The organism is Streptomyces sp. BK239, assembly GCF_004217285.1.
In the GTDB taxonomy this organism is placed as follows: domain Bacteria; phylum Actinomycetota; class Actinomycetes; order Streptomycetales; family Streptomycetaceae; genus Streptomyces.
The window spans coordinates 26,230-52,955 of record NZ_SHKS01000006.1 but is presented as its reverse complement, the minus strand read 5'-3'; the positions used below and the strand labels follow the sequence as shown (position 1 = coordinate 52,955).

The window sequence follows — 26,726 nt, the reverse complement described above, 5'->3', positions numbered from 1 at the left end:
AGTTCGTTGAAAGGTCGGTCGGAGGTGGTTACTTGTTGGCGCCGAGCTCGATCGGCACGCCGACGAGGGAGCCGTACTCGGTCCAGGAGCCGTCGTAGTTCTTGACGTTCTCCACGCCGAGCAGCTCGTGCAGGACGAACCAGGTCAGCGCGGAGCGCTCGCCGATGCGGCAGTAGGCGATGGTGTCCTTGGCGAGGTCCACCTGCTCCTCGGCGTAGAGCTCCTTGAGCTCGTCGTCCGACTTGAAGGTGCCGTCGTCGTTGGCGTTCTTCGACCACGGGATGTTGCGGGCGCTCGGGACGTGGCCCGGACGCTGCGACTGCTCCTGCGGCAGGTGCGCGGGGGCGAGCAGCTTGCCGGAGAACTCGTCGGGCGAGCGGACGTCGACCAGGTTCTGCGAGCCGATCGCGGCGACGACGTCGTCACGGAAGGCGCGGATGGAGGCGTCCTGCGGCTTGGCCTTGTAGTCCGTGGCCGGGCGCTCGGGCACGTCGGTGCCGTCGACCAGCTCGCGGGCGTCGAGCTCCCACTTCTTGCGGCCGCCGTCGAGGAGCTTCACGTTCTCGTGGCCGTAGAGCTTGAAGTACCAGTAGGCGTAGGACGCGAACCAGTTGTTGTTGCCGCCGTAGAGGATCACCAGGGTGTCGTTGGCGATGCCCTTGGCCGACAGGAGCTTCTCGAAGCCCTCCTGGTCGACGAAGTCACGGCGGACCGGGTCCTGGAGGTCCTTGGTCCAGTCGATCCGGATCGCGTTCTTGATGTGGTTCTTCTCGTACGCCGAGGTGTCCTCGTCCACCTCTACGACGGCGATGTTCTCGTCGTCCAGGTGGTCCTGCAGCCAGTCGGCGTCGACCAGGACGTCGCTGCGGCTCATGCTCGTTCTCCTCCGGGGCAGTTACGGCGGGGTGGGATGAAGAAGGGTGCGCGGCCGGGACTCGCCTGCGGCCGGGCGCACGGATGCCCTCGAGATCGGGGGCGCCGGGAGGGCGCGGAAGGCGGGCGGCGCCTTGCGCTCAGAAGGGGCGACAGAGCATGGCGGCGACGCGGCACAGGTCTACTGCCCGCCGCTTCGTGAGATCCGCCTGTCGCTGCATCATGCTGCCGATCGTAGGGACGGAAAGGGCGGCATGTCATCAGCGTGCCGAATGGTGAGATGCGATCGTCCGCATTTCGGAACGGGTGGAGAAACGACGACGCGCCCGGGCCGTCGCGGGACGGCTTCCGGGCGCGTGCGGGGGCGCTCATATCTACTGTACGGACGGCGGCGTCTCGCCTGTCGGACATTCGCCGCCGGGAAGGCTCCTGTGGTGGCCCCAACCTCGCGGGAATCGTCCGAGAACGGCCCTACCCGGCGAGGCGGACGTTCGAACCCTTCACCGAGATCTCCACACCGTCGGCCGCCGCCTCGACCTTGTCCAGCTTGATGCCGCCGGGCAGGTCGTCGATCTTCTGCTGGAAGTCGGTGATCGAGCGCACCTCGTTCTCCGCGGCCCGCACCCCGCCGAAGCTGGGCAGCGTGTCCGCGTGCACCCGGACCGTGTCGCCCTCGACGGCGACCGAGCTGAGCACGGTGAGGGGCTGCGGCAGCTTGTTGCCGAGGACGGACGCCTCCACCGTCACCTTGATCTTGCCGTTGCCGCCGTCGGACAGGCCCACGACCTGGGCGGTGACGCCCGGCCCGACCCGGTTGGGCTCGGACTTGGCGGCTTTCAGCAGCTCGGCGTACGAGATCGACGCGCTGCCGGTGGCGTCGGCGGCGGTGGCGGAGCTGAAGTCGCTGGAGAACGCGACGCCCTTCATGTTCGCCTGGAGATCCTGGATGCGGATCTTCTCGCCGCCCGTGCCCGCCGTCGCCTCGTAGTCCTTGATCCCCACCTCGACGTCGTCCAGCTCGCCGCCGGCGACCTGGGTGAGGAAGGGGAAACCCTTGATGGACACGTCCGGCGTGGTGGCGAGGCCCTCGTTGGCCTTCAGCTTCTCCGCGGTCTCGTCCTCCGCGAAGTTCACGGCGAGACGGTCGGCGATGACGAAGAGACCGCCGAGGATCACCACGACGACCAGCAGTATTCGAAGCGCGCGCATTGCGGTTGGTCCCCCACCCGGGTGTGTCCGACGGACAGTTCAGTGCCCACACACGGTAACCCCCTGGTGAGGGGTGACCGGGAACTGTCGACCACCTGTGACAGTGAGGGACCCGCCGCGAGGCGGTCGGGTGGCTCAGGCCAGCGACCGGCCCAGGATGTACACCGCCGGGGCGGCGGCAGCCAGTGGCAGGGCCACGCCCGCCGTGAAGTGGACGAACCGGGACGGGTAGTCGTAGCTCGCGACGCGGTGGCCGATCAGCGCGCAGACAGCCGCGCCGGCGCCGAGCAGCGCACCCTTCGCGCCGAGGCCGGTCATCCCGCCCACCGCGATGCCGGCGCCCGCCGCGGCGAGCAGGGCGACCACCACCGACACCGGCGTCGGCAGCGGCAGGGCCCGGGCCAGGGCGGCCACGGCGACGGCCGCCGTGCCGACGGTCACCGCGTCGGGGTCGGCCCCCAGGTGACCGGTGGCGACGATCGCGAGGGCCGCGGAGGCGACCGTCGCCATCAGGCCGTACATCCGCTCGTCGGGGTCGGCGTGCGAGCGCAGCTGGAGGACCAGGCAGAGCAGGACCCAGACGCCGAGCGTGCCGAGGATGGCCGCCGGGGCGTTCCCCCGGCCGGCGACGAGCAGCGCCGCGTCCGCGGCCAGCGCGCCCAGGAAGGCCAGCGCGATGCCCTGGCGGGCCGGCCACATGCCGTTCAGCCGGAACCAGCCCGCCGCGGTGACGGCCTGGAGGACGACGACCGGCACGAGCAGCGCGTACGTGCCGACGGCCGCCGCCGCGGACAGGAGCAGTCCGAGCAGCGCGGTGAGCGCCGCGGGCTGCATCCCGGGCTCGATGATCGGCGACCGCCCTTCCAGCCGGGCCCGCTGGGCGTCGGTGACACGGGCGTTGCCGGCGAGGGTGGCGGGACCGTAACCGCTGCTGTCACCGCCGGAGGCGGCGGGGGGCGGCTCGGCGAGCGCGCCGACGGGGGGCTGCCCGGGGGTGCTGCCGTGGGCCGGCTCGGCCGTGGGGCCGTAGGCGGACGGCCCGTGCCCGTGAGCCGCGCCGTGGGCGGGCTCGTGCCCCGCGCCGGACTCGGGTGCGTAGGGGTTGCCCGGCACAGGCGTGTGGGACGGCTGCTGCGTGCCGTAGGGCGACTGGTGCTGCCAGACCGTCGGGGCGCCGGTCTCCGGGGGGAGCGCGCCGGGCTGCGGCGGGAGCGCGCCGGGCTGGGGGGCGGCGCCGTACGCGGGCGCCTCACCCGTCTGCTGCGGCAGGTACGCCGTCTGCGCCGCGTCCGTCGCGTCGATCTGCGGCTGCACGCTGGTCTCCCAGGTCTGGCCCTGCCACTCCTGCGTGTACTGGAGGTGGGCCTGCTGGTCGTCGTACCCGTACTGCTGCCCTGGCCACGCCTGCTGCGGCTGCTGTTGCTGCTGGGCGTAGGGGTTCTCCCCCTCGTGGCCCTGCCCCTGTCGATACGGCTGGTCGCTCATCCTCACCCTCCTGCGAACGGCGGGAGCACCTCGACCGTGCCGCCGTCGGCCAGCCGTACCGTCTCATGTGCGCGGGTGCCCACCGGGTCGCCGTCGACGAGGAACGAGCACCGCTGCAGGACGCGCGCGAGGTCGCCGGGGTGTCGCTCGCGCGCGGCACGGAGCGCCTCGGCGAGGTCGGCCGCTTCGTGCGGCTCCTCGGCGACCCCGGCCGCGGCCTTGGCGGCCGCCCAGTAGCGCACCGTGACCTTTGCCATGCCGTTCCTCTGGTTCCTGACTCGAATACTCGATCTGTCGACGCTCGACAGGCTCAGGCTAGCCCGCCCGGGAGACGGCCCAGTCCCCGATCCGGGCGAGCAGCGCGTCGGCGGCGGCGTTCTCGGCGTGGCCCATGCCGTGCTCCAGCCAGAGTTCGCCGTGCTCACCGGCGGCCTCGGCCAGCATCAGGGGGTGGTCGAGGGGGAAGTAGCCGTCGCTGTCGCCGTGGACCAGGAGCAGCGGCGTCGGCGCGATCCGCGGGACCGCCTCGGCCGGGGAGAGCGGCACCGGGTTCCAGTCCCGGCGGTGGATCCGCGTGCGGAAGCCGTAGCGGCCGACCAGGCGGCCCGCGGGGCGGGTGACCAGCCAGTGCAGCCTGCGCATGGGGGCGGTGCCCCGGTAGTACCAGCGGGCGGGCGCGCTCACCGAGACCACCGCGTCCACCGTCCCCGGGTGCAGCGCGGCGTGCCGCAGCACCACCGAGCCCCCCATGGAGAAACCGACGGTGATCACGCGCGCGTGGCCGAGCCCGCGGGCCCACTCCACGGCCGCCGCAAGGTCAAGGACCTCGCGGTCGCCGACGGTGGAGTGCCCGCCGGAGCGGCCGTGTCCGCGGAAGGAGAAGGTGACGACCGCCCCGTACGCGGAGAACGCCGACGCCACCCGCCGAACATGCGGCCGATCCACGTCCCCGGTGAATCCGTGCGCGATGACGAACACCGGGTGACGGGAACGCGTGCGGCCGGTGCCGGAAAGCGGACGTGAGGTGTGGTGCGGGACCTTTCCCGGGTCGTACACGGCGTCGATGGAAACGCCGTCGGCCGTGCGCAGAAACGTCCGGGAAGGCGGTCGTCCGTCCGTCTCGGAGTGCGGACGACCGGCCCGATGACCTGCCCGGCTGCTGCTCATGTGGGCTATTGTGCTGGACAGAGGACTCGGGCAGCGTTGCCCCCGGGTCCTTTTGTGCTTTCGGAAGCGTTGTATACGAAGCGGGAAACTCCAGGTGACCGCCGGTGTACGGGCCCCCGGGAACGCAAAGCCGAAGTGACGCAGTACCCGCGTACCGCAGTACCGAAGCAGCGCGGTGCCGAAGTGCCGCAGTACCCGAAGCGTCCTCGCAGGGACCGAGGAGGAACCAGACGTATGAGTTCTCTGCTGCTCCTGACCAACGCCCTCCAGCCGTCGACGGAGGTGCTCCCCGCGCTCGGGCTGCTGCTGCACAACGTGCGCGTGGCTCCGGCGGAGGGCCCCGCCCTCGTCGACACCCCCGGCGCCGACGTCATCCTGATCGACGGGCGTCGTGATCTTCCGCAGGTCCGCAGCCTCTGCCAGCTGCTGCGCTCCACCGGCCCCGGCTGTCCGCTGGTCCTCGTGGTGACCGAGGGCGGCCTCGCCGCCGTCACCGCCGACTGGGGCATCGACGACGTTCTCCTCGACACCGCCGGCCCCGCCGAGGTGGAGGCGCGCCTGCGACTGGCCATGGGCCGCCAGCAGATCGTCAACGACGACTCCCCGATGGAGATCCGCAACGGCGACCTCTCGGTCGACGAGGCGACGTACTCCGCGAAGCTCAAGGGCCGCGTCCTCGACCTCACCTTCAAGGAGTTCGAGCTGCTGAAGTACCTGGCCCAGCACCCGGGCCGGGTGTTCACGCGCGCGCAGCTGCTCCAGGAGGTCTGGGGCTACGACTACTTCGGCGGCACCCGGACCGTCGACGTCCACGTACGGCGGCTGCGCGCCAAGCTCGGCCCCGAGCACGAGTCGCTGATCGGAACCGTCCGCAACGTCGGTTACCGATTCGTTACGCCCGAGAAGGCCGACCGCGCCGCGGACGAGAGCAAGGGCAAGGCGGGCCGCTCAAAGGCGGAGGATGCGGACAACACGCCTTCGGCGAACGCCGAAGAGGTCTCGGCGGACGCCTAGTACCGGCCGGTACCCGCGACGGCCGCCCGGGGAGCGCGCGGCGGCCGCGCGGGAAGGCGCTTTCACGCCCTGCCCGCAGCGGGTCCATCCGCGTAGACTCCGCGCGTGGCCAAGGTGACTAGGGACGATGTAGCGCGGCTGGCAGGGACGTCCACTGCCGTGGTCAGCTATGTCATCAACAACGGACCCCGGCCGGTCGCCCCGGCCACGCGCGAGCGCGTACTCGCCGCGATCAAGGAACTGGGGTACCGGCCCGACCGCGTCGCCCAGGCCATGGCGTCCCGGCGCACGGACCTCATAGGCCTGATCGTGCCGGACGCGCGCCAGCCCTTCTTCGGGGAGATGGCGCACGCGGTCGAACAGGCCGCCTCCGAGCGCGGCAAGATGGTGCTCGTCGGGAACTCCGACTACATCGGCGAGCGCGAGGTCCACTACCTGCGCGCCTTCCTCGGGATGCGGGTCTCCGGCCTGATCCTCGTGAGCCACGCGCTCAACGACAACGCGGCCGCCGAGATCGACGCCTGGGACGCCCGGGTGGTCCTGCTGCACGAGCGGCCCGAGGCCATCGACGACGTCGCCGTCGTCACCGACGACCAGGGCGGCGCGCAGCTCGCCGTACGCCACCTGCTGGAGCACGGCCACGAGTACGTCGCCTGTGTGGGCGGCACCGCGGAGACTCCCGCCGTCGGCGACCCCGTCTCCGACCACGTCGAGGGCTGGCGGCGCGCCATGGCCGAGGCCGGGGTCAGCACGGAGGGGCGGCTCTTCGAGGCCCCCTACAACCGGTACGACGCCTACCGGGTGGGCCTGGAGCTGCTGTCGGGCCCGAACCGTCCGCCCGCCGTCTTCTGCTCCACCGACGACCAGGCGATCGGCCTGCTGCGGGCGGCGCGCGAACTGCGCATCGACGTCCCCGGCGAGCTGGCCGTCGCCGGCTTCGACGACATCAAGGAGGCCGCGCTCGCCGACCCGCCCCTGACCACGGTCGCCTCCGACCGCCCGGCGATGGCCCGCGCGGCGGTGGACCTGGTCCTGGACGACGGGCTGCGGGTCGCGGGCTCACGCCGCGAACGGCTGAAGGTGTTTCCCTCACGGCTGGTCGTCCGCGGCTCCTGCGGCTGCCAGTAGGACGCGGCGGCGCCGGTTCTCATGAGGGTTCCCTGAGAGGGCTCTCAGGGTGCCGAGAGGCGTCTTTACGCCGGGCGGACGAGGTTCTGCCGTGGTTCTCAGGGAGCACTCAGGGACCTCTCATGGTCGGGCGCGAAGCTCGCTTCCATGACCGAGAGCATCCGCCGCAGCGGCGAACACGACGCGTACGAGAACCACGCGAACCCTCAGCAGGGCGCCCCGCAGCACGCCTCCACCCCCGTGAACCCGGAGTGGCCGCCTCCGCCGGCTTACCGGCCGGCGGCGCGGGCGGCTGAGCCGGCGGGGGAGTGGCAGCGGGAGCCGCAGGTGCAGGCGCAGGTGCCGAGCGGGGGCGGCGGGGGCTTTGCCGGCTCCCAGGCCGGTGGGGGCTTCGGCGCCTCCCAGGCCGGTGGGGGCTTCGGCGCCTCCCAGGTCGGCGGGGGCTTCGGCGCCTCCCAGGTCGGCGGGGGCTTCGGTGGCTCCGGGGCGGGTGGGGGCTTCGGTGGCTCGGGGGCCGCTGGGGGCTTCGGTGAAGGCGGGGGGACCGCGCTTCTCAGCCCCGTGCCCGCAGGCCCCACCGCGCCGAAGAAGAAGCGCACCCGCGGCCCGCTCGCGCTGCTCGCCGCCGTGGCGATCGTCGCGGCCGCGATCGGCGGCGGCACGGCCTTCGGCATCCAGGAGCTGACCGGCAAGGACCAGGTCGTCTCCTCCTCGACCAGCACCAGCGTCGTCCCCTCCAGCAAGACGGGCAACGTCGCCGCCATCGCCGCCGCGGTCAGCCCGAGCGTCGTGGAGATCAACGCCACCCTCGCCGGCGGCTCGTCCACCGGCTCCGGTGTGATCATCACCGGCGACGGCGAGATCCTCACCAACAACCACGTGATCTCCGGCGCCTCCTCGATCAAGGTGAGGACGAGCGACGGCAAGCAGTACACCGCGCAGGTCGTCGGCACCGACAGCGCCAAGGACCTCGCACTGATCAAGCTGCGGAACGCCTCCGGCCTGCAGGCCGCCACCCTCGGCGACTCCGCCGGCGTCAAGGTCGGTGACACCGTCGTGGCGATCGGCTCCCCCGAGGGCCTCACCGGCACCGTCACCAGCGGCATCGTCTCCGCCCTGAACCGCGACGTGACGGTATCGACGGACGAGAACCAGGGTCAGCAGCAGCAACAGCAGGGCGGCGGCTGGCCGTTCGAGTTCGGCGGCCGGGAGTTCAACGGCGACACCGGATCGTCCACGACGACGTACAAGGCGATCCAGACGGACGCCTCGCTCAACCCGGGCAATTCCGGCGGCGCGCTGATCGACGCCGGCGGCGACATCATCGGCATCAACTCCGCGATGTACTCCGCGGCCAACGCGTCGTCCTCCTCCGACGCCGGCAGCGTCGGCCTGGGCTTCGCCATCCCGATCAACACCGTCAAGGCCGACCTGGCCTCGCTGCGGGCCGGCGGCTCGGACAACTGACCCCGCTCGACCAGCACGGAGCGCGTCATGCTCAAGCAGGTGACGACGGCGGTGCCGACGCCGCCCCCCAAGGTGGCAGCGACCGGCACCGCGACAACGACCGCCGCCGCGGCGACCACGTCGGCCCGTCGATCCACCGCACGCCGACGCCGCCGGACCGTGTGGGTCCGCTGAGTCCGGACACGATCCCCGCACCCGCCGGGAAGCATGCGAGGCTGAAACCGTTCAGATCGTCCGGCCTCCCGTCCTCCCACCGCACCCGAGGAATCCACGCCCATGAGCCCCGCCGAAGGCGACCGTGACCCGCAGCGCATCCTGATCGTCGACGACGAGCCGGCGGTGCGCGAAGCACTCCAGCGCAGCCTCGCCTTCGAGGGTTACGCCACGGAGGTCGCCGTCGACGGCGCCGACGCACTGGAGAAGGCGACGGCCTACCGGCCCGACCTGGTCGTCCTCGACATCCAGATGCCCCGCATGGACGGCCTCACCGCCGCCCGCCGCATCCGCGGGGCCGGCGACACCACGCCCATCCTCATGCTGACCGCCCGCGACACGGTCGGCGATCGGGTCACCGGCCTCGACGCGGGCGCCGACGACTACCTGGTCAAGCCGTTCGAACTCGACGAGCTGTTCGCCCGCGTCCGCGCGCTGCTGCGCCGCAGCTCCTACGCGGCGGCCGCCACGGAACACGTCCAGGAGGACGACGCCCTCACCTTCGCCGACCTGCGCATGAACCTGGCCACGCGGGAGGTGACCCGGGCCGGACGGCCGGTGGAGCTGACCCGGACCGAGTTCACGCTTTTGGAGATGTTCATGGCGCACCCGCGCCAGGTCCTCACGCGCGAGCAGATCCTCAAGGCGGTCTGGGGCTTCGACTTCGAGCCGTCGTCGAACTCTCTCGACGTGTACGTGATGTACCTGCGCCGCAAGACCGAGGCGGGCGGCGAGCCCCGGCTCGTGCACACCGTGCGAGGCGTGGGTTACGTGTTGCGGCAGGGCGGCGCGGAGTGAACAAGCTCGTACGGCGGCTGCGGACCCTCCCCATCAGGGCCCGTCTGTCGATGCTGGTCGCCGCGGCGGTGGCGTTCGCGGTGGCGGCGGTGTCGGTGACGTGCTGGTTCATCGTGCAGGGGAAGCTGTACGACCAGCTCGACGGCGACCTGTTGAAGACGGCCCAGCGGCCGGGGCTGCTGGACCAGGCCCAGAGCGTTCTGACCGGCTGCCCTCAAGAGGTGCAGGGCGGCGACGCCCGCGGTTTCAGCGGCAACCAGTACTTCCAGGTGGTCCGCGAGGACGGCACTGTCTGCGTGAACCCCTATTCGGTGGGGAAGGTCAAGGTCTCCGGCACCGACAAAGACGTCATCAGGAACGCCGCCGCGAACGGTGACGGCGTCTACCACGACGGCACTGACGAGAACGGCGACCCCGTGCGAGTCTTCACTGTGCCCCTGATGACCAGTGACGGTCCCGCGGCACTCGCCATCGCCACCCCTCTCAAGAGCACCCACTCCACCCTCAACGAACTCGCCCTCATCCTCCTCCTCGTCTCCGGCATCGGGGTGGTCGGCGCGGGCGCCGCCGGTCTCGCCGTCGCCCGGGCCGGGCTGCGCCCCGTGGACAAGCTGACCGAGGCCGTCGAGCACGTGGCACGGACGGAGGACCTCGGCATCCGCATCCCGGTGGAGGACGAGAGCGACGACGAGGTCGCCCGTCTCTCCCGCTCCTTCAACTCGATGACGGCCTCCCTCGCCGACTCGCGTGAGCTGCAACAGCAGTTGATCGCCGACGCGGGCCACGAACTGCGCACGCCCCTGACGTCGTTGCGCACGAACATCGAACTGCTCACCCGCAGCGAGGAGACGGGCCGCCCCCTCCCCGCCGCCGACCGCAAGGCGCTCCTCGATTCGGTGAAGGCGCAGATGAGCGAACTGGCCGCGCTCATCGGAGACTTGCAGGTCCTGTCCCGCTCGGAGGGGCAGCGGGGTGAGCGCGTCCAGGTGGTGTCCCTGGAGGACACCGTGGAGTCGGCCCTGCGCCGGGCACGGCTGCGCGGGCCGGAGTTGACCATCACGGCGACCCTGGAACCCTGGTTCACGCGGGCGGAACCGGCGGCTCTGGAGCGGGCGGTGGTCAACATCCTCGACAACGCGGTGAAGTTCAGCCCCGAGGGCGGCACGATCGAGGTGCGGCTGACCGACGGCGTGCTGACCGTCCGCGACCACGGCCCCGGCATCCCCGAGGACGAACTCCCGTACGTCTTCGACCGGTTCTGGCGCTCCCCCGACGCCCGCGCCCTCCCCGGCTCGGGCCTCGGCCTGTCGATCGTCGTCCGGACGGTGCGGGAGGCGGGCGGACAGGTCACGCTGGCCCGCGCGGAGGGCGGCGGCACGGTGGCGACCGTACGGCTGCCGGGCGCGCCCGTACCGCCGCCGGAGGTTCCCGAAGCCCCCTAGGGCGGCAACCTTTCCGCAGCGAGCGGCGACCCCCGGATGACCCACGTCGTCAGGGTGGTCCCTCCCCCTCGCACGGAACGGAAACCCCACACATGAGCGACTTCCGCCGCACGACCTCTCACCGCCGGCGCGGCGCCGCCGCGGTGAGCCTCCCGCTGGCACTGGCCACGACCGGCGCCTTCGCGCTCGCCTTCGGCGCGGATCTCGGACTGTTCGGCGCGGACGCGCAGCGCACCGCGTCCGCGGCCGCCGCCGCCACGACCCTCACGGTCGCGCAGGACGGCTCCGGCCAGTACAGGACCGTGCAGGCCGCGGTGAACGCCGTACCGGCGAACAACCCCTCCCGCGTCGTCATCTCGGTCAAGCCGGGGACGTACCGGGAGCTCGTCAAGGTTCCCTCCAACAAGCCGCACGTCACCATCCAGGGCACGGGCGGCAACCGCAAGGACACAGTGATCGTCTACAACAACGCGTCGGGGACGCCGAAGCCCGACGGCTCGGGCACCTACGGCACGGGCGGCAGCGCGACCGTGGCCGTCGAGGCGGACGACTTCCAGGCCCGCAACCTGACCTTCTCCAACGACTTCGACGAGGCCGCCCACCAGAACATCGCCCAGCAGGCGGTCGCCCTGCGCACCGCCGCGGACAAGGTCGTCCTGGACGGCGTCACCGTCAGCGGCGACCAGGACACCCTGCTCCTGGACACCGCGTCCAAGGACCGGCTGGGCCGCGTCTACATGGCGAACTCCTCGATCGTCGGAAACGTCGACTTCATCTTCGGCCGGGCCACCGCGGTGATCGACCGGTCCGTCATCACGTTGAAGAAGCGCTGGAACGGCACCTCGGCCGGTTACGTCACCGCCCCCAGCACGGCCGCGAACCGCAAGGGCATCCTGATCGCCAACTCCACGGTGAGCGGCGACGTCTCCAGCCGCAGCTTCTACCTCGGCCGCCCCTGGCACGCCGGCGGGGACGCCACCCTCGACCCGCAGACCACGGTCCGCAACACCAACCTCAGCGCCGCGATCAGGACCGCCCCGTGGACGGACATGAGCGGCTTCTCCTGGAAGGACGACCGCTTCGCGGAGTACCGCAACACCGGCGCCGGCGCGGACCCGGCAAGCAGCGACCGCCCCCAACTGACCGACACCCAGGCAGCGAACCAGGAGATCGCGGCCTGGCTGGCGGGCTGGACGCCGTCGACCTCCTGAACGACCGTCCTCCGGGCGGGCGGAGGGACTGTCGGAGGGGCTCCGTAAGGTAGGGGCCATGCCGGAAGAGCCGCCCCTGATCCACAGTCTGCGCACGGCAGTCGCGGCGGCCCCCGCCGACGTTCCGTTGCGACTGCACCTGGCCGAGCTCCTCCTCGGTGAGGGACGGGCGGACGCCGCCGTCGCCGAGGTCGCCGTCGCGCTTCAGCATGCTCCGGGGGACGCGCAGGCACGGGAGTTGATGGCCCGGGCACTCGGGGCGCCCGCACGCCCCGCGGAGGCCCCTCTGACGACAGCACGCACGGGGTTCGACTGGAAAGCCGCCGAGGAGCAGGTCGAGGGTGTCGTCCCGCCGAGGTTCGTCGAGGCGCCGCTCCGCGCCGACACGCAGGACGACCTCGGCGACGCCGACGCGTGGGACGTGGAGCGGCCGGGCGCCGTGCGACTGGCCGACGTCGGCGGCATGCGGGACGTCAAGGACCGGCTGGAGGCGGCCTTCCTCGCCCCGCTGCGCAACCCCGAACTGCGTCGCCTGTACGGCAAGAGCCTGCGCGGCGGACTGCTGCTGTACGGGCCGCCCGGCTGCGGCAAGACGTTCATCGCCCGCGCGGTCGCCGGTGAACTCGGCGCCGGTTTCCTGTCCGTGTCCGTCAACGACGTCCTCGACATGTGGATCGGCAACTCCGAGCGCAACATGCACGAGGTCTTCGAGACCGCCCGCCGCCAGGCCCCGTGCGTGGTCTTCCTCGACGAGCTGGACGCGCTGGGCGCCAAACGCAGCCGCACCGCACACAGCGGCATGCGCAACACCGTCAACCAACTGCTGGCGGAACTCGACGGCATCGGGTCCGACGCCAACGAGGGCGTGTTCGTCCTGGCCGCCACCAACGTGCCCTGGGACGTGGACCTCGCCCTGCGCCGCCCCGGCCGTCTGGACCGCACCCTGCTCGTGCTGCCGCCCGACGCCCCGGCCCGCGAGGCGATCCTCCGCTACCACCTGCGCGAACGCCCCGTCGAGAACATCGACTTGGGCAAGCTCGCCAAGGTCAGCGAAGGGCTGTCCGGCGCCGACCTGGCCCATGTGTGCGAGACGGCCGCCGAGCGGGCGCTGCTCGACTCGGCGCGTACCGGCACCGTCCGCATGATCGGCATGAAGGACCTGCTGGCCGCCGCGAAGGACGTCGTCCCGTCGGCCGAGCCCTGGTTCGCCTCCGCCCGCAACGTGGCGATGTTCGCCAACGAGGGCGGGATGTACGACGACCTCGTCGCCTACCTGAAGAAGAGACGCAAGCTGTGAGCACCGTGCATCCCGTCGTGGAGCGGGCCGACGTACTCATCGACCTGAAGCGGTACGACGAGGCCCGGCAGTTGCTGGCCCAGCGGCTCGCGGAGGTGCCGGAGGACGTCCGCGCCTGGGTCGGGCTCGCGCACAGCCACCTGGGCGACGCCCCGGACGGGACGAAGGCACTGGAGGCCACCGAGCGGGCGCTCGCCCTCGACCCCGAGGACGTCGGCGCGCTCCTCATGCACGCACACGCCCTGCAGGCGGTGGGCGGCCGCTTCGTGGAGACCGAGGACGTCCTGCGAGAGGTGATCCGCCTCGCCCCCGACCACTGGTACGGCTACGCGCTGCTCGCCAACTGGCTGTACCGCATCCGAGTGGTGCGCCACGGTCAGGCCCACGGCGGGGCCGTGGACCGACGGGCCATGGACGGCTTCCTGCGCGAGTCGGGGGAACTGGCCGATCAGGCCATCCGGTTGGGTCCCGAGAAGGTGTTCGCGTACGAGGTGGCCTGGACGATCGCCGACCTGGCGAACAACCGCACCGTCGCCGCGGGACTGGACGAGGCGATCCTCCGCCTGGACCCGCAGCACAAGGCCGCCCTGGAACGGCGGACGAAGGAAGCCGCGACCACACCCGGCGTCAACGCGACGCAGGCGGCCACCCTGTACGCTGACGCGCTCGCCTCCGTCCCGGACTCGACCACGATGCAGCGCGGTCTCGACGACGCCTCCTACCGCCTGCTGCGCGGCATCCGCTGGCTCGCGTTGCTCTGTGTGGCGCTCGCCGGCGTCGGGCTCGACCTCTTTCAGATGGAGGGCGAGGTCCAGCGCACGCTTCCGCTGCCGCTCGGTCAACGGCTCTGGAACCTCGTGCCGATGGCCGTGATCTGGACGCTCGGAGCCCTGCTGAGGTACCGGCGGCTACGCACCGGCGTCCGGGTCAACCTCCGCTCTCTGATCCGCCGCCGCACCTGGGCCCGCATCGTCCTGGCCCAAGCGGCCTGGGCGATGCTCTGCGCACTGCTCCTCACCCAGGTCCCGTGGACGGAGCGGACGATCCCCCAAGTGATCTTCTGGGCCGGATTGCTGCCCACGCTGGCGACGGTGTGGTTCGACCGGAGGAAGAGCGACTGAGGCCCGGGACGGCATCAACGCATGCCGCTCACCAGGACGGCACCTCCCCTCGCTCAGCGCTTCAGGGGGCTCAAGGTCGGGACGACGGCTGCCGTGAGTGCGTTCGAGAACGCTTGCCGGTGTCGACGTCATCGTCCGCGCATACTTCACACGCCTTTTCTTGCATACCCTTATCTCATTTTGGGCGATTTGCGAGAACTTTCCTCGGGCGAATTTATTCACTGCATTCGCTTTAGCGGTCTTCGCTTTCACGGCCACCGGCTGCGCGCAGATTACTTCCATGGGCGAGAAAATGACCTGCGGCAACCTGAGCGTTCTAGAAACATGACCACCCGGCACCTAATCTTGTCCGCACATTCGAGGTTTCTCTGGGGGTATTAACTCGATGAGCGCAGAGCTCCTTCCTACGGTTTCCGTGGTCATACCCGTGTTCAACGCGATGCCGTACCTGGAGCAGACGCTCGCGTCGGTGGCCCGGCAGAGCATCGGGATGGACGCCGTCGAGGTCGTCGCCGTCGACGACGGCAGTACGGACGGCAGTGGCGAGGTCCTCGACGCCTGGGCGAAGGACAAGCCCTGGCGGATGACGGTCGTTCACCAGGAGGCGTCCGGCGGCCCCAGCCGGCCCCGCAACGTCGGGCTCGACCACGCCACCGGGCGGTACGTGTTCTTTCTCGACGGTGACGACTGCCTGGGGCCCGAGACGCTGGAGCGTCTGGTCGCCATGGCCGAGAAGAACGGCGCGGACACCGTCCTGGGCAAACTCGTCGGCGTGGGGAGGGTCATCCGGCCGGAGGTTCGGGAGGTTTTCGCCAAGAACGTCGACCGCGCCGACAAGGCGGCCGTGTACTACACGCTGATGCCGTTCAAGCTGTTCCGGCGGGCCATGCTGGAGGAGCACGGGCTGCGCTTCCCCGAGCACATGCGCATCAGCGAGGACCAGCACTTCGTCGCCCGCGCCTACCTGCACAGCGAGGTCATATCGATCGTCGCCGACTACGACTGCTACTACCTCGTCCGACGCGGCGACAACGGCAACATCACCCTCGGCGGCCTCGACTACCCGACCATGGTCGCCCAAGCCGCGGAGACGGTGGAACTGGTCACAGGCCTCACCGAGCCCGGCCCGACGCGCGACCGGATGGTGGCCCGGCACGCCAAGGCGGAGCTGTTACGCCGCTTCGACCGCCGGTTCCTCGCCGCCGGTCCCGAGGAACGCAAGGAACTCGCCGACCTCGCAGCCCCGCACGCGCACACCTGGGTCACGCCCGGAGTCCTCGCCGAGCTCGACGTCGCGGAGCGGCTGCGAGTGCACTGCCTGCGGGAAGGACTCCTGGACGAACTCGCCGCCGTCGTCGAGTGGGACATGGCAGGACGGCCCGGCAAAGCCCTGGCCCGCGGCGGCCGGCTCTACGCCCCCGCCCCCTTCCCTCCGGTCTCCTCCGCCGCGTACGAGGAGCTGTGTGACATCACCGACGCCGCACTCGGTGCCAGCCCACGCCGCCGACTCGACAAGGTCGGCTGGGACGGCAGCGTCGTCGAACTCTCCGGATACGCCTACCTCGACCAGGTCGACACCGGCACCCTGCGCACCGAGGTGCTGCTCCGGCACACCGGCACCGAACGGGAGCTCGTCCTTCCGGCGCGACTCGAGGCCACACCGCACCTCACGGTCAGCCGCGGCAAGGAGACGTATGACTTCGGGCTCGCCGGGTTCCGTGCCTCGGTCGATCTCGCCGCCGCCGACGACGGCCGTCCCCTCGGCCCCGGCACCTGGGAGGTCTCCCTGCGGTGCGCCGCCGAAGGGCTCACCGCCCGCGGCGGCCTGGGCACGGCCCTCGGGGCCGACGTCCCGCGCCAGGCCGAACAGCGGGTCGTCGTCCTGCCGCGGGCCGACGGCGACGACCGCCCGCACACGGTGAGCGTCGGCCCGAAGCGCGGGCGGTTCGTCGTGGAGATCAGGCCCGTTCCCGAGCCGCCGTCGATGCCGATCCGGATCAGGCGCGGGCTCGGACGTGTTGTTCGGAGGGTTCGCGGGGGAACCCGGGGAGCCTGATTTGCCGTCATCTCTCTTGGGGGCCCTCATCTCTGACGGCCCCGAGGGCCCCGCGCTTCGCCGGTGCCCGGCTTTTCACGTTCGCGGCGGCTGATGTCCCCTGCCCGGCCGCTCATCATGGAGACACAGTTGAAGACATCCCCGTCCGTGGAGACGGCCGTGCCGTCCCAGGTCGATGAGGCCTCCGAGGCCGAACGGGACGCGACAGCGTCGGCCGGTCGCCGTGCGGTCAAGGAGCGTGCGCAGGCGCTCGCCCGCCGTTGGTGGCCGGCTCTCGCCGAGTGCGTGGTCGCCGTGGCGACGGCGTTGGGGTTCACGTACTGGGGTGTGACGGTCGCCAACAGCCCGGTCACGCGGGTGGGTCAGGTCAGCGGGCTGTCGAACCTTCAGTTCCGGCTCGCCCTGCTCGTGCTGGTCGTCCTCGCCGTGGTGGGCTGGGCGACCGTGCGCGGGAGCGAGCGGGTGCGGGCGGTGACGGTCCGGCTCGCCGCGGCGGCCGTCGCCGGGCTGAGCACCGGGTTCATCGGCGCGGGCCAGGTGTTCGCCCTGCGCGGCACCCCCTGGCCCCTCAACGGACCCTACGGCGACAACAACCGCATCCTCGGCTGGGCCGAGGAGATCCTGCACACCGGCTCGATGGACGCGTTCTACCCGCCCGCCGTGCCCTACATACTCGGGTACGCGGCCAAGGCCGGATTCCTGGGAGGGCAGCCCGCCTTCGGGCTGAAGTGGCTGTTCATCGCGTTCGTCGCGCTGACCGGGCCGGTCGCCTACCTCGCCTGGCGGTCGTGCCTGCGGCCGCTGCCGGCGCTCGCCGTCGGCCTGCTGCCCGCGCTCCAGCAGACGCTGCCGCACAAGCCGTACAGCCCGTTCGTCCTCGTCGCCCTGGTGCCGCTCATCGCGAAGCTGCTGCTGTGGCTGCGGGCCTCGCCCCGCTTCACCACCCGCGGGACGGCGGGGCGCGGCGCGTTCCTCGGGGTCGTCTTCGGGCTGCTCTTCCTCGTCTACTCCGGCTGGCACGTGTGGTCCCTGCCCGGCGTGCTCGTCGCCGTCCTCTTCTTCTACCCCTGGCAGACCGGACGGCTGCGAGGTCTCCTCTTCCTCGGCAGTTCGCTGGCCGGGTTCCTGCTCGTCGCGGGCCCGTATCTGCGGGTGCTGCTCGGCGCCACCGGCACCCGCGACCAGTGGTGCTCCGGCTACACCCTCACAGAGCCCGCCTACATCGGCACCACCCCGCTCAGCAGCCGGGCCTGGGACGAACCCGGTGAGTACCCAGGCTTCGGGGAGTTCGCCGGACTGCACACCTACGCCGTGATCGTCCTGATCGGGCTCGGCGTCGCCGTCGCGCTCGGGCTGCGCAAGGCCGTGGTCGTCGCCCCGCTCGCCTGCTTCGCGAGCGCCTGGTTCATCCGGTTCTGGCTGGCCGGGCACATGGAGGCGGACCAGCAGGTCCAGCTCTTCCCCCGCACCATGATCGTGATCCAGGTGACGCTCACCGCGTTGACGGTGCTGGCCTGCGTGTTCGCGGTGCGAAAGCTCACCCCGCTGGTGCGTGCCCTGCCGGGCGGGACGACGCGCGGGCCGCGGCAGTTCACCGCGGTGGGCGCGCTGCTCGCGCTGGCGCTCGCCGGCGGCATGATCGGCTCGTTCTTCAGCAACCAGTACCTGCCGACCGCGCCGGGCGAGAAGCTCGCGGGCACGCTGGCCTGGCAGGCCCACCAGTTCCGCAAGCCCGACGGGGCCTGCCCCAGGTACGCCGACCGGCACAGGTGCCAGGCCTACCCCGAGCGCACGTACGTCGAGGCGGCCGAGCCGGTCGAGAAGATGGTCTGCGAGTACCCCTGGCGCAAGGAGAACGCCGACGGCTCGATCCGCCTGCTGCTGACCCAGGGCTGAGCCGGGCCGAAGAGACGGGCGGGGCCTGTTCCGTACGTGCATCGCGTACGGAACAGGCCCTTTGTGCTTGCCGGTCGACCGGTCTCGGGCTACTTCACGATGGTGATCCGGGTCGCCGCCGGGGGCGCGATCGGGTTCGTGGCCGAGGAGTTGGCGGTCATGTACTGCTCGAGAGCCGTCAGGTCGTCGGCGCCGACGACGTCACCGGTGCCGAGGCCCAGCGTGGGGAAGCCGTCGCCGCCGCCCGCGAGGAAGCTGTTGGTGGCGACGCGGTAGCCGGCGGCCGGGTCGACGGGCGCGCCGTTCAGCCTGATGGAGTCCGTGACGACCCGGTCGGCGCCGGTCTTCGTCAGGTCCAGCGTGTACGTCAGGTTGGCGGACGGCTGGAGGATCTTCGGCGCGCTCGCGTTCGAGCCGCTCACCTGCTCCTTGAGCACCTGGATCAGCTGGGCGCCGGTGAAGTTCTGCAGGTTCACGGTGTTGGAGAACGGCTGCACGGTGAAGCCCTCGGCGTACGTCACCACGCCGTCGCCCTCCGCGCCCTTGGCCGCGTAGGTGATGCCGGCCCGGACGCCGCCGGGGTTCATCAGCGCCAGGTCGGTGTCGGCGTCGAGCTTCCTGCCGTACCAGAGCTGCGCGTCCGCGATGAGGTCGCCCATCGGGGACTCGGTGCCCGTGTTGGGGACGTCACCGGAGACGTAGCCGATCGGGCGGTTGCCGATGGGGGCCGCCAGGGTGTTCCACTTGGCGATCAGCTCGGTCATGTCGGGGGCCTTCGGGACCGTCCGGGTGACCACGTGGTTCGCGGACTTGACCGCGGTGCGGGCGATGTCACCCGTGACACGGTCGTAGGTCAGCGTGGTGTCCGTGTAGAGGCGGCCGAAGGAGGCGGCCGAGGTGACGGTCCGCGGCCGGCCCGCCGGGTCGTTGATCGTGCACGCGTACGCGGCGTGGGTGTGCCCCGTCACCAGCGCGTCCACCTCGGGCGTGACGTTCTTCGCGATGTCGACGATGGGGCCGGAGATCCCGTCGCCCGCACCCGGCGAGTCGCAGTCGTAGTTGTACGCGGTGGAGGCCGGCAGGCCGCCCTCGTGGATCAGCGCCACGATCGACTTCACGCCCTGGCTCTGCAGCTCCTTGGCGTACTTGTTGATCGTCTCGACCTCGTCCTTGAACTTCAGGCCCTTGACGCCCTCGGCGGAGACCACGCCCGGCGTGTCCTCCAGGGTCACGCCGATGAAGCCGATCTTGACGCCGTGCTCCTTCCACACCCAGTACGGCTTCAGGATCGGGGTGCCGGTCTTCTCGTCCTGCACGTTCGCCGCGAGGTAGGGGAAGTCGGCGCCCTGGAAGCGCTCGTCCGTGTAGCAGCCGTCGGTCGGGTGACAGCCGCCCTTCTGCAGCCGGCGGAGTTCCTTCGCGCCCTCGTCGAACTCGTGGTTGCCGACGGAGGTGACGTCCAGCTGAAGCTTGTTCAGCGCCTCGATGGTGGGCTCGTCGTGGAACAGGCCCGAGATCAGCGGGGAGGCGCCGACCATGTCGCCGCCGGCCGCGGTGATGGAGTAGCGGTTGCCCTTGCGCGCCTCGCGCAGGTGCGTGGCGAGGTACTCGACGCCGCCCGCGTCGATCGTCTTCGTGGTGCCGTCCGCCTGGACCTCGGTGACCCGGCCGGAGGAGCCGGACGGCGGTTCCAGGTTGCCGTGCAGGTCGTTGAAGGACAGCAGCTGGACGTCCTGGTAGCGGTCGTCCTGCTTGCCGGAGTCCTTGGCGTCGTGGGCGTCGGCCGGCATCGCCGCGGCCAGGGCGCCGGCGGTGGCGAGAGCGGCGGCAGCGGCGACCAGACGGGACGTACGGCGTCTGCGGCTCGGATACGACTGGGAAGTGGCTGGCATGCGCCCCCCTGTGTGTCGGCGATGGTGTCGGGGTCCTCCGGGCCGGGCGGCCCTGAGAGGCGTATGAAGGGGTCCTCGGACCCCGGAGACAAGCGGCCCCGTCGGGCCGCAGCCTAAGGTCAACGCGCGTAGCGCGACAGGGGGTTCAGGTCACATCCTGATTTCCCTTTGCCCGCGGCCCTGGCCATGGGCCTGCCTTCGGCCGGCTCTCGCCCTCTTCTGCGCTTGGCTGGTTCCCGTCCTCGGCCCGCATTCCGCAGCGTGTTCGCCCACGCTCTTCCCGTCGCCGTCGCTTTTCCCCGGCCCGCCGATGAGGACCCCTTACCCTCGTACGCATGACCAGCGACGACGCCGCACGGACCTACGGCTCCCGATCCATCGAGACCCACTCCGCGCTCTCCCCCGAGCAGACCGAGGCCGTCCTCGACCTGCTCGCGGAGGCCGCCCGGAACGACGGCCAGCAGGCTGTGTCCGAGCAGGGCCGGCTGCAGTTGCGCGGCGGCCCCCGGGACGGCGTCTGTCATCTGCTGCTCGCCGTCGGCGACGAACTCGTCGGCTACGCCCAGCTGGAGGACACCGACCCCGTCGAGGCGCCGGCCGCCGAACTCGTCGTCCACCCCTCCCACCGCGGCCACGGGCACGGCCGCGCGCTCGGCTCCGCCCTCCTCGCCGCCTCCGGCAAGCGGCTGCGCGTGTGGGCCCACGGCGGCCACCCCGCCGCCCGGCACCTCGCCCAGGTCCTCGGGCTGACCCTCTTCCGCGAACTGCGGCAGATGCGACGGCCTTTGACCGGCCTGGAGCTGCCCGACCCGGTGCTGCCCGAGGGCGTGCACGTCCGGACCTTCGTCCCCGGGCAGGACGACGGCGCGTGGCTGGCCGTCAACTCGGCCGCGTTCGCCCACCATCCCGAGCAGGGCTCGCTCACCCAGCGCGACCTCGACGACCGCGAGTCCGAGCCGTGGTTCGACCCGGCGGGCTTCTTCCTCGCCTTCCAGGGCGAGCAGCTCGTCGGCTTCCACTGGACGAAGGTCCACGCCGAGGAGCAGCTCGGCGAGGTGTACGTCCTCGGTGTGGCGCCCGGCGCGCAGGGCGGCGGGCTCGGCAAGTCCCTCACCACGATCGGCCTCCGTCATCTCGCGGGGCAGGGCCTGCCCACGGCGATGCTGTACGTCGACGCCGACAACAAGGCGGCGGTCTCGGTCTACGAGCGGCTGGGATTCGTCACCCATGAGACGGACCTCATGTACCGCACGGAGACGTGAGAGCGCGGCAGGTCTCCCGAAGCGCCGGGCACCCCTGAAGGCGCGCCCCGTGCGGCGAGCCGTTCACCTGCGTCTCAACGGCTCCGGCGTGCACAGGGCCGCCGACGCCAGCATCACAGCCAGCACCGCCGCCCACCGCATCTGCGCCTCCTCCCACCACGGCTGACCGGGCAGCGTCAACAGGCCCCAGCGCGCCGGGACGAGTGCCGTGAGTACGGCGGCCGCGCCGAGGAGCAGTGCCGTGCCCTTGCCCACTTCGGCCCGGTCGGAGAAGCGGATCGCGGCCGAGGCGAGGGCGACCGCGGCGACGGCCGTGGCCGCTGCCTCCAGGGTGACCGGCCCGAGCGGTGGGCGGGAGGACGCGGGGACGGCGAGCAGGACCGCCGTCCACCACAGCGCCGCGAGCGGCACGGCCATGGCCAGGCGCAGGCCGGCTCTCAGGGGGCGGCCCAGCGGGGTCGTCGCGGTGGTGTGACGGGCGGGGTCGTCCAGGAGGAACGCCAGGCCCAGCGCACCGGTCAGGGCGACGAGCCGCAGCAGCATCAGCCCGCCCTCCTCGCCCGGCACCTCGGCCGGCCAACGTGTGCTCGCCGCCAGCAGCAGTCCCGTGCCACCCGCCGCTGCCGGCGCCCGCCGGGGGAGGGACCGCCACACGGGTGGCACGAGAGCCCGGAGTTGGTCCCGGATGACGGTCGTGCGCCTCTCGGGCCGGCCCACCCCCTCCGACGGACCGGTCACACCGGCCGCCCCTCGCCCCGCTCCTCCTACTCCTCGCACTGCTCGGCTCCCTTCGGCGCGGCGACGCCCAGCAGCTCCGCCGCCTCGGCCGTGCTGGTCTGAGCGGACGTCAGCTTGCGCCAGTTCGCCTTCACCCGGGGTGAGATCTCCGCTCGGGGGCGGGCCAGGAGTTCCTGGACGACCGTCGTCTGCTGCGCCGTCAGGGACAGGCCCTCCGTGGGGGCCAGCACCTGTGCCGGGCCGCTGTCGCTGTCGTCCAGGCGCACGTTTCTGAAGGTCGCCCGGGGAGTGGGGTCGGTGGCCAGGACCAGCCACATGGCGGTGATCCCGCGCGCGCCGCACAGACCGTGCATCGTCGCGTCCTCCCTGCCCGCGACGAGCACCGTGGCGACTCCCACCGCGAACTCGGGGACGCGGTTGCCGCCCCAGCGGGTGCCGACCGTCACCTCGCCCGGCGTGCCGGAGGGGGTCAGCGCGGCGTCCGCCTCGATGTCCCCGGTGGCGTCGATGCGCTGTCGTACCGTCAGCGCGGTGTTCGCCGCTGTCCCGCCGGCGGATGACCGCACCCTCTCGACGACCTCGGCCCAGTCGTCGCGCACACTCTCCCAGTCGGGGAAGGAGCAGTACGTCGAGCCGCCGGCCGTCGTGCACGTCTGGACCTTCTGCGGTGACGTGGACGCCGTCCGCCGGGCCGCCTCCAGCGCCGCCGTGTCGCGCAGCCCCTGACCGAGCGCTCCGGCCACCGTGGCGGTCAGGGCGAGGGCGGTGACCGCCTTGAGGGCGCCGGTGCGGCCACCCGACCGCAGCAGCGCCGCGCAGGCCAGCACGGCGCACAGGCCCAGGACGTAGAGGGCGTGCCAGCCGGCAGGCCGGCCCAGCAGATCGGCGGGGACGGGGTCGCCGCCGGCGTTGCCGGAGAACAGGACCGGCGACAGCCGGCCAAGCCCCTCGCCGCCGGCCCCGGCCGCGGCGGAGGCGATGACGACGAGCAGGTACGCGGCGACCACGAACAGTATGGGCGCGAACGGCGTGGGCACGACTCTGGCCAGCACGACACCGAGGACACCGGCCAGCAGGACGGTCAGGGGGCCCACGGCCAGCTCACCGAGCGATCCGTGCCCGATCGCGCCGGGCTTGAGCGCCTCCCGGGCGAAGCGGACGCCGACGGCGACCGCCGTGAGCGCCGCGAACGGCAGGACCGACAGCAAATGGGCGAGGTCACGCCGCCAGGGCTCCATCGCCAGCGTGTCGAACTGCTGGACCGTGCCGTGCTTGCGTGAGCGCAGAGCGGCCGCGTTGGTGCAGACCAGCAGCGCGAGGGCGAGCAGCAAGGGCGCCGGCTGCGTGTCGCGGTCGACGGTGTGGAGGACGGGGTAGTCGTCCATGCCGTCGTAGTGCGTCATCTGCACGGCGACGACACCGGCGTAGAGCGCGAGGAAGACCAGCACCGGAATCTGCAGCAGCAGCTCGCGGGTCTCGAAGCGGGCCAGGGCGAGGACCGCGCCGGTCCGGCGGCGGCCGGAGTGCGGCGGCCGGGCGTGCGGCGGTCCGGGGTGGGTGGCGGTGCCGCCCCCGGTCGGGTCGACCGTGACGCTCATGCCCGTACCTCCCGGTCCGTGCCGTCGAGGACGAGCAGGTAGCCGTCCTCCAGGGTGGGTTCGACGAGGTCGGCGCCCTCGGGCGGATCGCCGACGTTACGGAAGGAGCCGGCGCCGGTGCGCCAGCCGGCCAGGGCGCCCGGGTCGCGCTCGGGGCTGCTCCAGACCCGGCCCGCGGCACGGGCGGTGAGCTCGGCCGGGGTGCCCTCGAAGCGGATCCGGCCGTGGGCGAGGACCAGGACCCGGTGGCACAGCATCGCCACGTCCTCCGTCTGATGCGTGGACAGCAGCACCGTGCGCCCCTCGCCGGCCGCGGCGATCAGTTCCCGGAATCTCATGCGCTGTTCCGGGTCCAGCCCGACGGTCGGCTCGTCCAGGACGAGGAAGCCGGGGTCTCCGACGAGCGCGGCGGCCAGCGCCACACGCTGCCGCATGCCTCCGGACAGCCGCTTGATGCGCTTGCTGCGCACATGGGAGAGGTCGACGGCCTCCAGGACGCGCCGCACCTCGCGGTGCCGGGCGGCGCGGTCGGTCAGCTCCTTGAGGATCGCCACGTAGTCGACGAAGTCGAAGGCCGTGAAGTCCGGGTGGAAGCCGGGGTTCTGCGGCAGATAGCCGAGCGCGCGACGCAGATCGACGCGACCGGCCGCGGTGCGGGGATCGTGACCCAGGGCCGTGAACTCGCCTCGGTCGGGCGGCAGCGCCGTCGCCAGCACCCGCAACAGGGTGGTCTTGCCCGCGCCGTTCGGGCCGAGCAGCCCGGTGACGCCCCGGGTGAGCCGCAGGGAGACGCCGTCGAGGGCGTGCGTGCCGCCGTAGCGCAGGGAGAGACCGGTGGCCGTCACGGTGGCGGAGGGCGCGGAGGGCGGGGCGGCCGACGTGGCCGGGACGGTGGTCATGCGGAGCTCCTGGAAGTCCGGTCGTGGAACGGGGAGGGAATCGGAGGGCGGGGGCGGCGCTGAGGGGCGTGCGCCGGGGCCTGTGCGCGGGGCGACGCTCGGGCGGGGTCCCGCACGGGCACGTGGGCTCCGGCCGGGCGCGGTGTCATTCGGCGCCTTCGCCGGGGAAACCGCCGAGGGGGCGGGCGTCGAAGCGGTCGCGGCTCCGGTGGAGCAGCAGGCCGGCGAGGACGGCGACCGCCGCCGCGACCGACTGCCCGTACGCCGTGAAGGGCGCGAGCGTCCCGCGGCTGTACTGCTCCGCCACCACCAGCAGGGTCACCCAGGAGCCGGCGACCAGGGCGGGCGCCAGGACCGGCCCCAGTCTCGGGGTCAGCGCCAGCCCCGTGGCGGTGAGCGCGAGCGCCGGCAGCAGCCAGGTCAGGGCCAGCAGGCCGTACCCCGGCAGGGCGAGCGTCGCCAGGCCGTTGAAGGCCAGGCCCGTGGTCAGCACCGCGACCGTCCGGATCATCAGCAGCCGGAAGCCGTGCATCGGGGCGACGACGGCCATCTCGAACGTCGGGTCGAGGCCCGGCCCGTAGGACAGGGCGACCCCGGCGAGCGGGAGCAGCGGCGCGAGGGCGAGGAACAGGGCGGGACGGTCCACCGTGTGCACCGCGAGGACCGTGATGACCAGCAAGGACGTCACGGCGAGCAGCCAGGAGCGGCGCAGCACCGGCGTCGCGCTGAGCAGCCGGGCGGTGTGGTCGGCCACACCGAGCCGCACCAGCAGCCGCTCGAACAGCCCCGGCCGCGGCGCGTCCAGCTCGGCGTCCAGCCGCTCCCAGCCCGCGTCCAGCGCGACGGGGTCGACGGCCGCTCTGAGCCGGGACCGGCACTCCCCACACCCCGCGAGGTGCGTGTCGGCGGACCAGAGCAGGGGCGGCGCCAGCTCACCCGTCGCGTACGCGCGAATATCGTCTTCCGCCACATGCCATGTCATGCCAGCGCCTCCCGCAGTTGCTTGCGGGCCCGCTGGGCCCGCGTCTTGACCGTGCCTGCGGGGATGCCGAGCAGCACCGCCGCCTCCCGCGTGGTGAGTCCGTCGATGACGGTGGCCTGGAGAACCGCCCGCAGCTCCGGGGAGAGGCGGGTGAGGGCCCCGGCGAGGTCCCCGTGCTCCACCCCCGCGAGCACGCGCTCCTCCGCCGACGCCTCGTCGCGGTGGCGCAGCTTGGACAGCGCCTGCCGAAGCCGCCCGCGCGCGCCGTCACCCCGCATGGCGTCCACCAGCCGACGGGCGCCGATGCGCCACAGCCAGCCGGCCGCGTCCCCGGAAGGACCCTCCTCCCGGTAGCGGGCGGCACCCCGCCACACCGCGAGGAACGTCTCCTGGACGACGTCGTCGACTATTCCGGCGTCGGCGCAGCGGCCGCGCATGCGCGCGGTCAGCCACGGCGCGTACCGCCGGTACAGCTCCTCGAAGGCGTGACGGTCCCCGTCTGCCGCGATGGCCCGCAGCAGCTCCCCGTCGCTTCTCGTTTCGCTCACATCCCCTCATCGGTCGAGCCCCGCCGATCGGTTCACGCCCCGGCCCACGAATTTTTCCGCCACCGGCGCCACCGTGCCGGCACCCCGAAACCGCACCGGCGAGACGGGCTCCGACAGCCCGGCCCGACCGTCAGGCACCGGCCCCACCCGAACCGTCCGACACCAGCCCACCCCACCCGCCCGACACCAGCCCCCGCCCGACACCAGCCCACCCCGCAGGACAGCCCCGTAAGACACCCCCCGTCCCACCCACCCCACCCCCGCGAGCCGCCCCCAGATATCCCGTACGCCATGTCTCCGTAACCGTCGGTTCAGACAGGCTTGCGAGGCTCGGGCAATGGAACCCGTCGTGCCCGCGCCGGCGCCGCGCTCCGAGTCGTCGCGGCCCCCCGAGGTGCTCCCCCTGCGCGGAAGTCACCGCACAAGCCAC

23 protein-coding genes are annotated in these 26,726 nt (G+C 72.1%); 11 read left to right on the top strand and 12 right to left on the bottom strand.

Annotation, left to right across the window (positions count from 1 at the left end; genetic code table 11):
• Positions 1 to 28 precede the first annotated feature (28 nt).
• The 6 genes from EV567_RS19460 to EV567_RS19435 form a co-directional block, all read right to left on the bottom strand.
• Positions 29 to 874, bottom strand: a complete 846-nt coding sequence (locus EV567_RS19460; protein ID WP_130441826.1) for a sulfurtransferase — start codon at positions 872 to 874, stop codon at positions 29 to 31.
• A gap of 139 nt (positions 875 to 1,013) precedes the next feature.
• Positions 1,014 to 1,094, bottom strand: coding sequence for an Ms5788A family Cys-rich leader peptide (locus EV567_RS28630; protein ID WP_351335063.1), 81 nt, complete (start codon positions 1,092 to 1,094; stop codon positions 1,014 to 1,016).
• Positions 1,095 to 1,344: 250 nt separating this feature from the next.
• Positions 1,345 to 2,082 carry a DUF2993 domain-containing protein gene (locus EV567_RS19450; RefSeq protein WP_130441824.1) on the bottom strand — a complete coding sequence of 246 codons (738 nt, stop codon included), beginning with the start codon at positions 2,080 to 2,082 and terminating at the stop codon, positions 1,345 to 1,347.
• Between the two features lie 135 nt (positions 2,083 to 2,217).
• Entirely contained in the window at positions 2,218 to 3,567 is a 1,350-nt protein-coding gene (locus EV567_RS19445; protein WP_130441821.1) for a hypothetical protein, read from the bottom strand.
• A 2-nt stretch (positions 3,568 to 3,569) separates the two neighbouring features.
• A complete protein-coding gene (locus tag EV567_RS19440; protein ID WP_130441819.1) occupies positions 3,570 to 3,824 on the bottom strand; it encodes a MoaD/ThiS family protein in 255 nt (84 codons plus the stop codon).
• Positions 3,825 to 3,882: 58 nt separating this feature from the next.
• Positions 3,883 to 4,734 (bottom strand): S9 family peptidase, encoded by an 852-nt coding sequence (locus EV567_RS19435; protein WP_130441817.1) that lies wholly within the window; start codon positions 4,732 to 4,734, stop codon positions 3,883 to 3,885.
• Between the two features lie 234 nt (positions 4,735 to 4,968).
• Here EV567_RS19435 and EV567_RS19430 point away from each other — a divergent pair, with 234 nt between their 5' ends.
• The 10 genes from EV567_RS19430 to EV567_RS19385 all read left to right on the top strand — a co-directional run bounded on the left by EV567_RS19430 (position 4,969) and on the right by EV567_RS19385 (position 18,377).
• A complete protein-coding gene (locus tag EV567_RS19430; protein ID WP_130441815.1) occupies positions 4,969 to 5,748 on the top strand; it encodes a response regulator transcription factor in 780 nt (259 codons plus the stop codon).
• 105 nt (positions 5,749 to 5,853) lie between these two features.
• Complete coding sequence (locus EV567_RS19425) at positions 5,854 to 6,876, top strand: LacI family DNA-binding transcriptional regulator (RefSeq protein WP_130441813.1); 1,023 nt, start codon at positions 5,854 to 5,856, stop codon at positions 6,874 to 6,876.
• Between the two features lie 147 nt (positions 6,877 to 7,023).
• Entirely contained in the window at positions 7,024 to 8,343 is a 1,320-nt protein-coding gene (locus tag EV567_RS19420; protein ID WP_130441811.1) for a S1C family serine protease, read from the top strand.
• 276 nt (positions 8,344 to 8,619) lie between these two features.
• On the top strand, positions 8,620 to 9,354 hold the full coding sequence (locus tag EV567_RS19415; protein ID WP_130441809.1) for a response regulator transcription factor: 735 nt from the start codon (positions 8,620 to 8,622) through the stop codon (positions 9,352 to 9,354).
• Entirely contained in the window at positions 9,351 to 10,796 is a 1,446-nt protein-coding gene (locus tag EV567_RS19410; protein ID WP_130441807.1) for a HAMP domain-containing sensor histidine kinase, read from the top strand. Before EV567_RS19415 ends, EV567_RS19410 begins: the two co-directional genes overlap by 4 nt.
• 92 nt (positions 10,797 to 10,888) lie before the next feature.
• A complete protein-coding gene (locus EV567_RS19405; RefSeq protein ID WP_130441805.1) occupies positions 10,889 to 12,007 on the top strand; it encodes a pectinesterase family protein in 1,119 nt (372 codons plus the stop codon).
• 58 nt (positions 12,008 to 12,065) lie between these two features.
• A complete protein-coding gene (locus EV567_RS19400) occupies positions 12,066 to 13,304 on the top strand; it encodes a 26S protease regulatory subunit (protein ID WP_130441803.1) in 1,239 nt (412 codons plus the stop codon).
• The gene (locus EV567_RS19395) at positions 13,301 to 14,425 is read left to right on the top strand and encodes a tetratricopeptide repeat protein (RefSeq protein WP_242620904.1); all 1,125 of its coding nucleotides are present in this window, start codon (positions 13,301 to 13,303) and stop codon (positions 14,423 to 14,425) included. The genes EV567_RS19400 and EV567_RS19395 overlap by 4 nt, the downstream gene beginning before the upstream one ends.
• Before the next feature lie 415 nt (positions 14,426 to 14,840).
• On the top strand, positions 14,841 to 16,481 hold the full coding sequence (locus EV567_RS19390) for a glycosyltransferase family 2 protein (protein ID WP_165430429.1): 1,641 nt from the start codon (positions 14,841 to 14,843) through the stop codon (positions 16,479 to 16,481).
• A 129-nt stretch (positions 16,482 to 16,610) separates the two neighbouring features.
• On the top strand, positions 16,611 to 18,377 hold the full coding sequence (locus tag EV567_RS19385) for a hypothetical protein (RefSeq protein ID WP_130441799.1): 1,767 nt from the start codon (positions 16,611 to 16,613) through the stop codon (positions 18,375 to 18,377).
• Between the two features lie 89 nt (positions 18,378 to 18,466).
• Here the strand turns inward: EV567_RS19385 and EV567_RS19380 are convergent, their stop codons facing one another.
• Entirely contained in the window at positions 18,467 to 20,269 is a 1,803-nt protein-coding gene (locus EV567_RS19380) for a bifunctional UDP-sugar hydrolase/5'-nucleotidase (RefSeq protein WP_130441796.1), read from the bottom strand.
• A gap of 335 nt (positions 20,270 to 20,604) precedes the next feature.
• On the opposite strand from EV567_RS19380, the gene mshD reads away from it, so the two are divergent.
• Complete coding sequence (gene mshD / locus EV567_RS19375; protein ID WP_130441794.1) at positions 20,605 to 21,531, top strand: mycothiol synthase; 927 nt, start codon at positions 20,605 to 20,607, stop codon at positions 21,529 to 21,531.
• A 63-nt stretch (positions 21,532 to 21,594) separates the two neighbouring features.
• Here the strand turns inward: mshD and EV567_RS19370 are convergent, their stop codons facing one another.
• From EV567_RS19370 to EV567_RS19350, 5 genes are all read right to left on the bottom strand, one after another.
• Complete coding sequence (locus tag EV567_RS19370; RefSeq protein ID WP_242620903.1) at positions 21,595 to 22,185, bottom strand: ABC transporter; 591 nt, start codon at positions 22,183 to 22,185, stop codon at positions 21,595 to 21,597.
• 110 nt (positions 22,186 to 22,295) lie between these two features.
• Positions 22,296 to 23,867 (bottom strand): ABC transporter permease, encoded by a 1,572-nt coding sequence (locus tag EV567_RS19365; protein ID WP_130441792.1) that lies wholly within the window; start codon positions 23,865 to 23,867, stop codon positions 22,296 to 22,298.
• Positions 23,864 to 24,766, bottom strand: a complete 903-nt coding sequence (locus EV567_RS19360) for an ABC transporter ATP-binding protein (RefSeq protein WP_130441790.1) — start codon at positions 24,764 to 24,766, stop codon at positions 23,864 to 23,866. Before EV567_RS19360 ends, EV567_RS19365 begins: the two co-directional genes overlap by 4 nt.
• A 145-nt stretch (positions 24,767 to 24,911) precedes the next feature.
• Positions 24,912 to 25,748 carry a zf-HC2 domain-containing protein gene (locus EV567_RS19355; RefSeq protein ID WP_130441788.1) on the bottom strand — a complete coding sequence of 279 codons (837 nt, stop codon included), beginning with the start codon at positions 25,746 to 25,748 and terminating at the stop codon, positions 24,912 to 24,914.
• On the bottom strand, positions 25,745 to 26,296 hold the full coding sequence (locus EV567_RS19350; RefSeq protein ID WP_130441786.1) for an RNA polymerase sigma factor: 552 nt from the start codon (positions 26,294 to 26,296) through the stop codon (positions 25,745 to 25,747). Before EV567_RS19350 ends, EV567_RS19355 begins: the two co-directional genes overlap by 4 nt.
• Between the last annotated feature and the right edge of the window lie 430 nt (positions 26,297 to 26,726).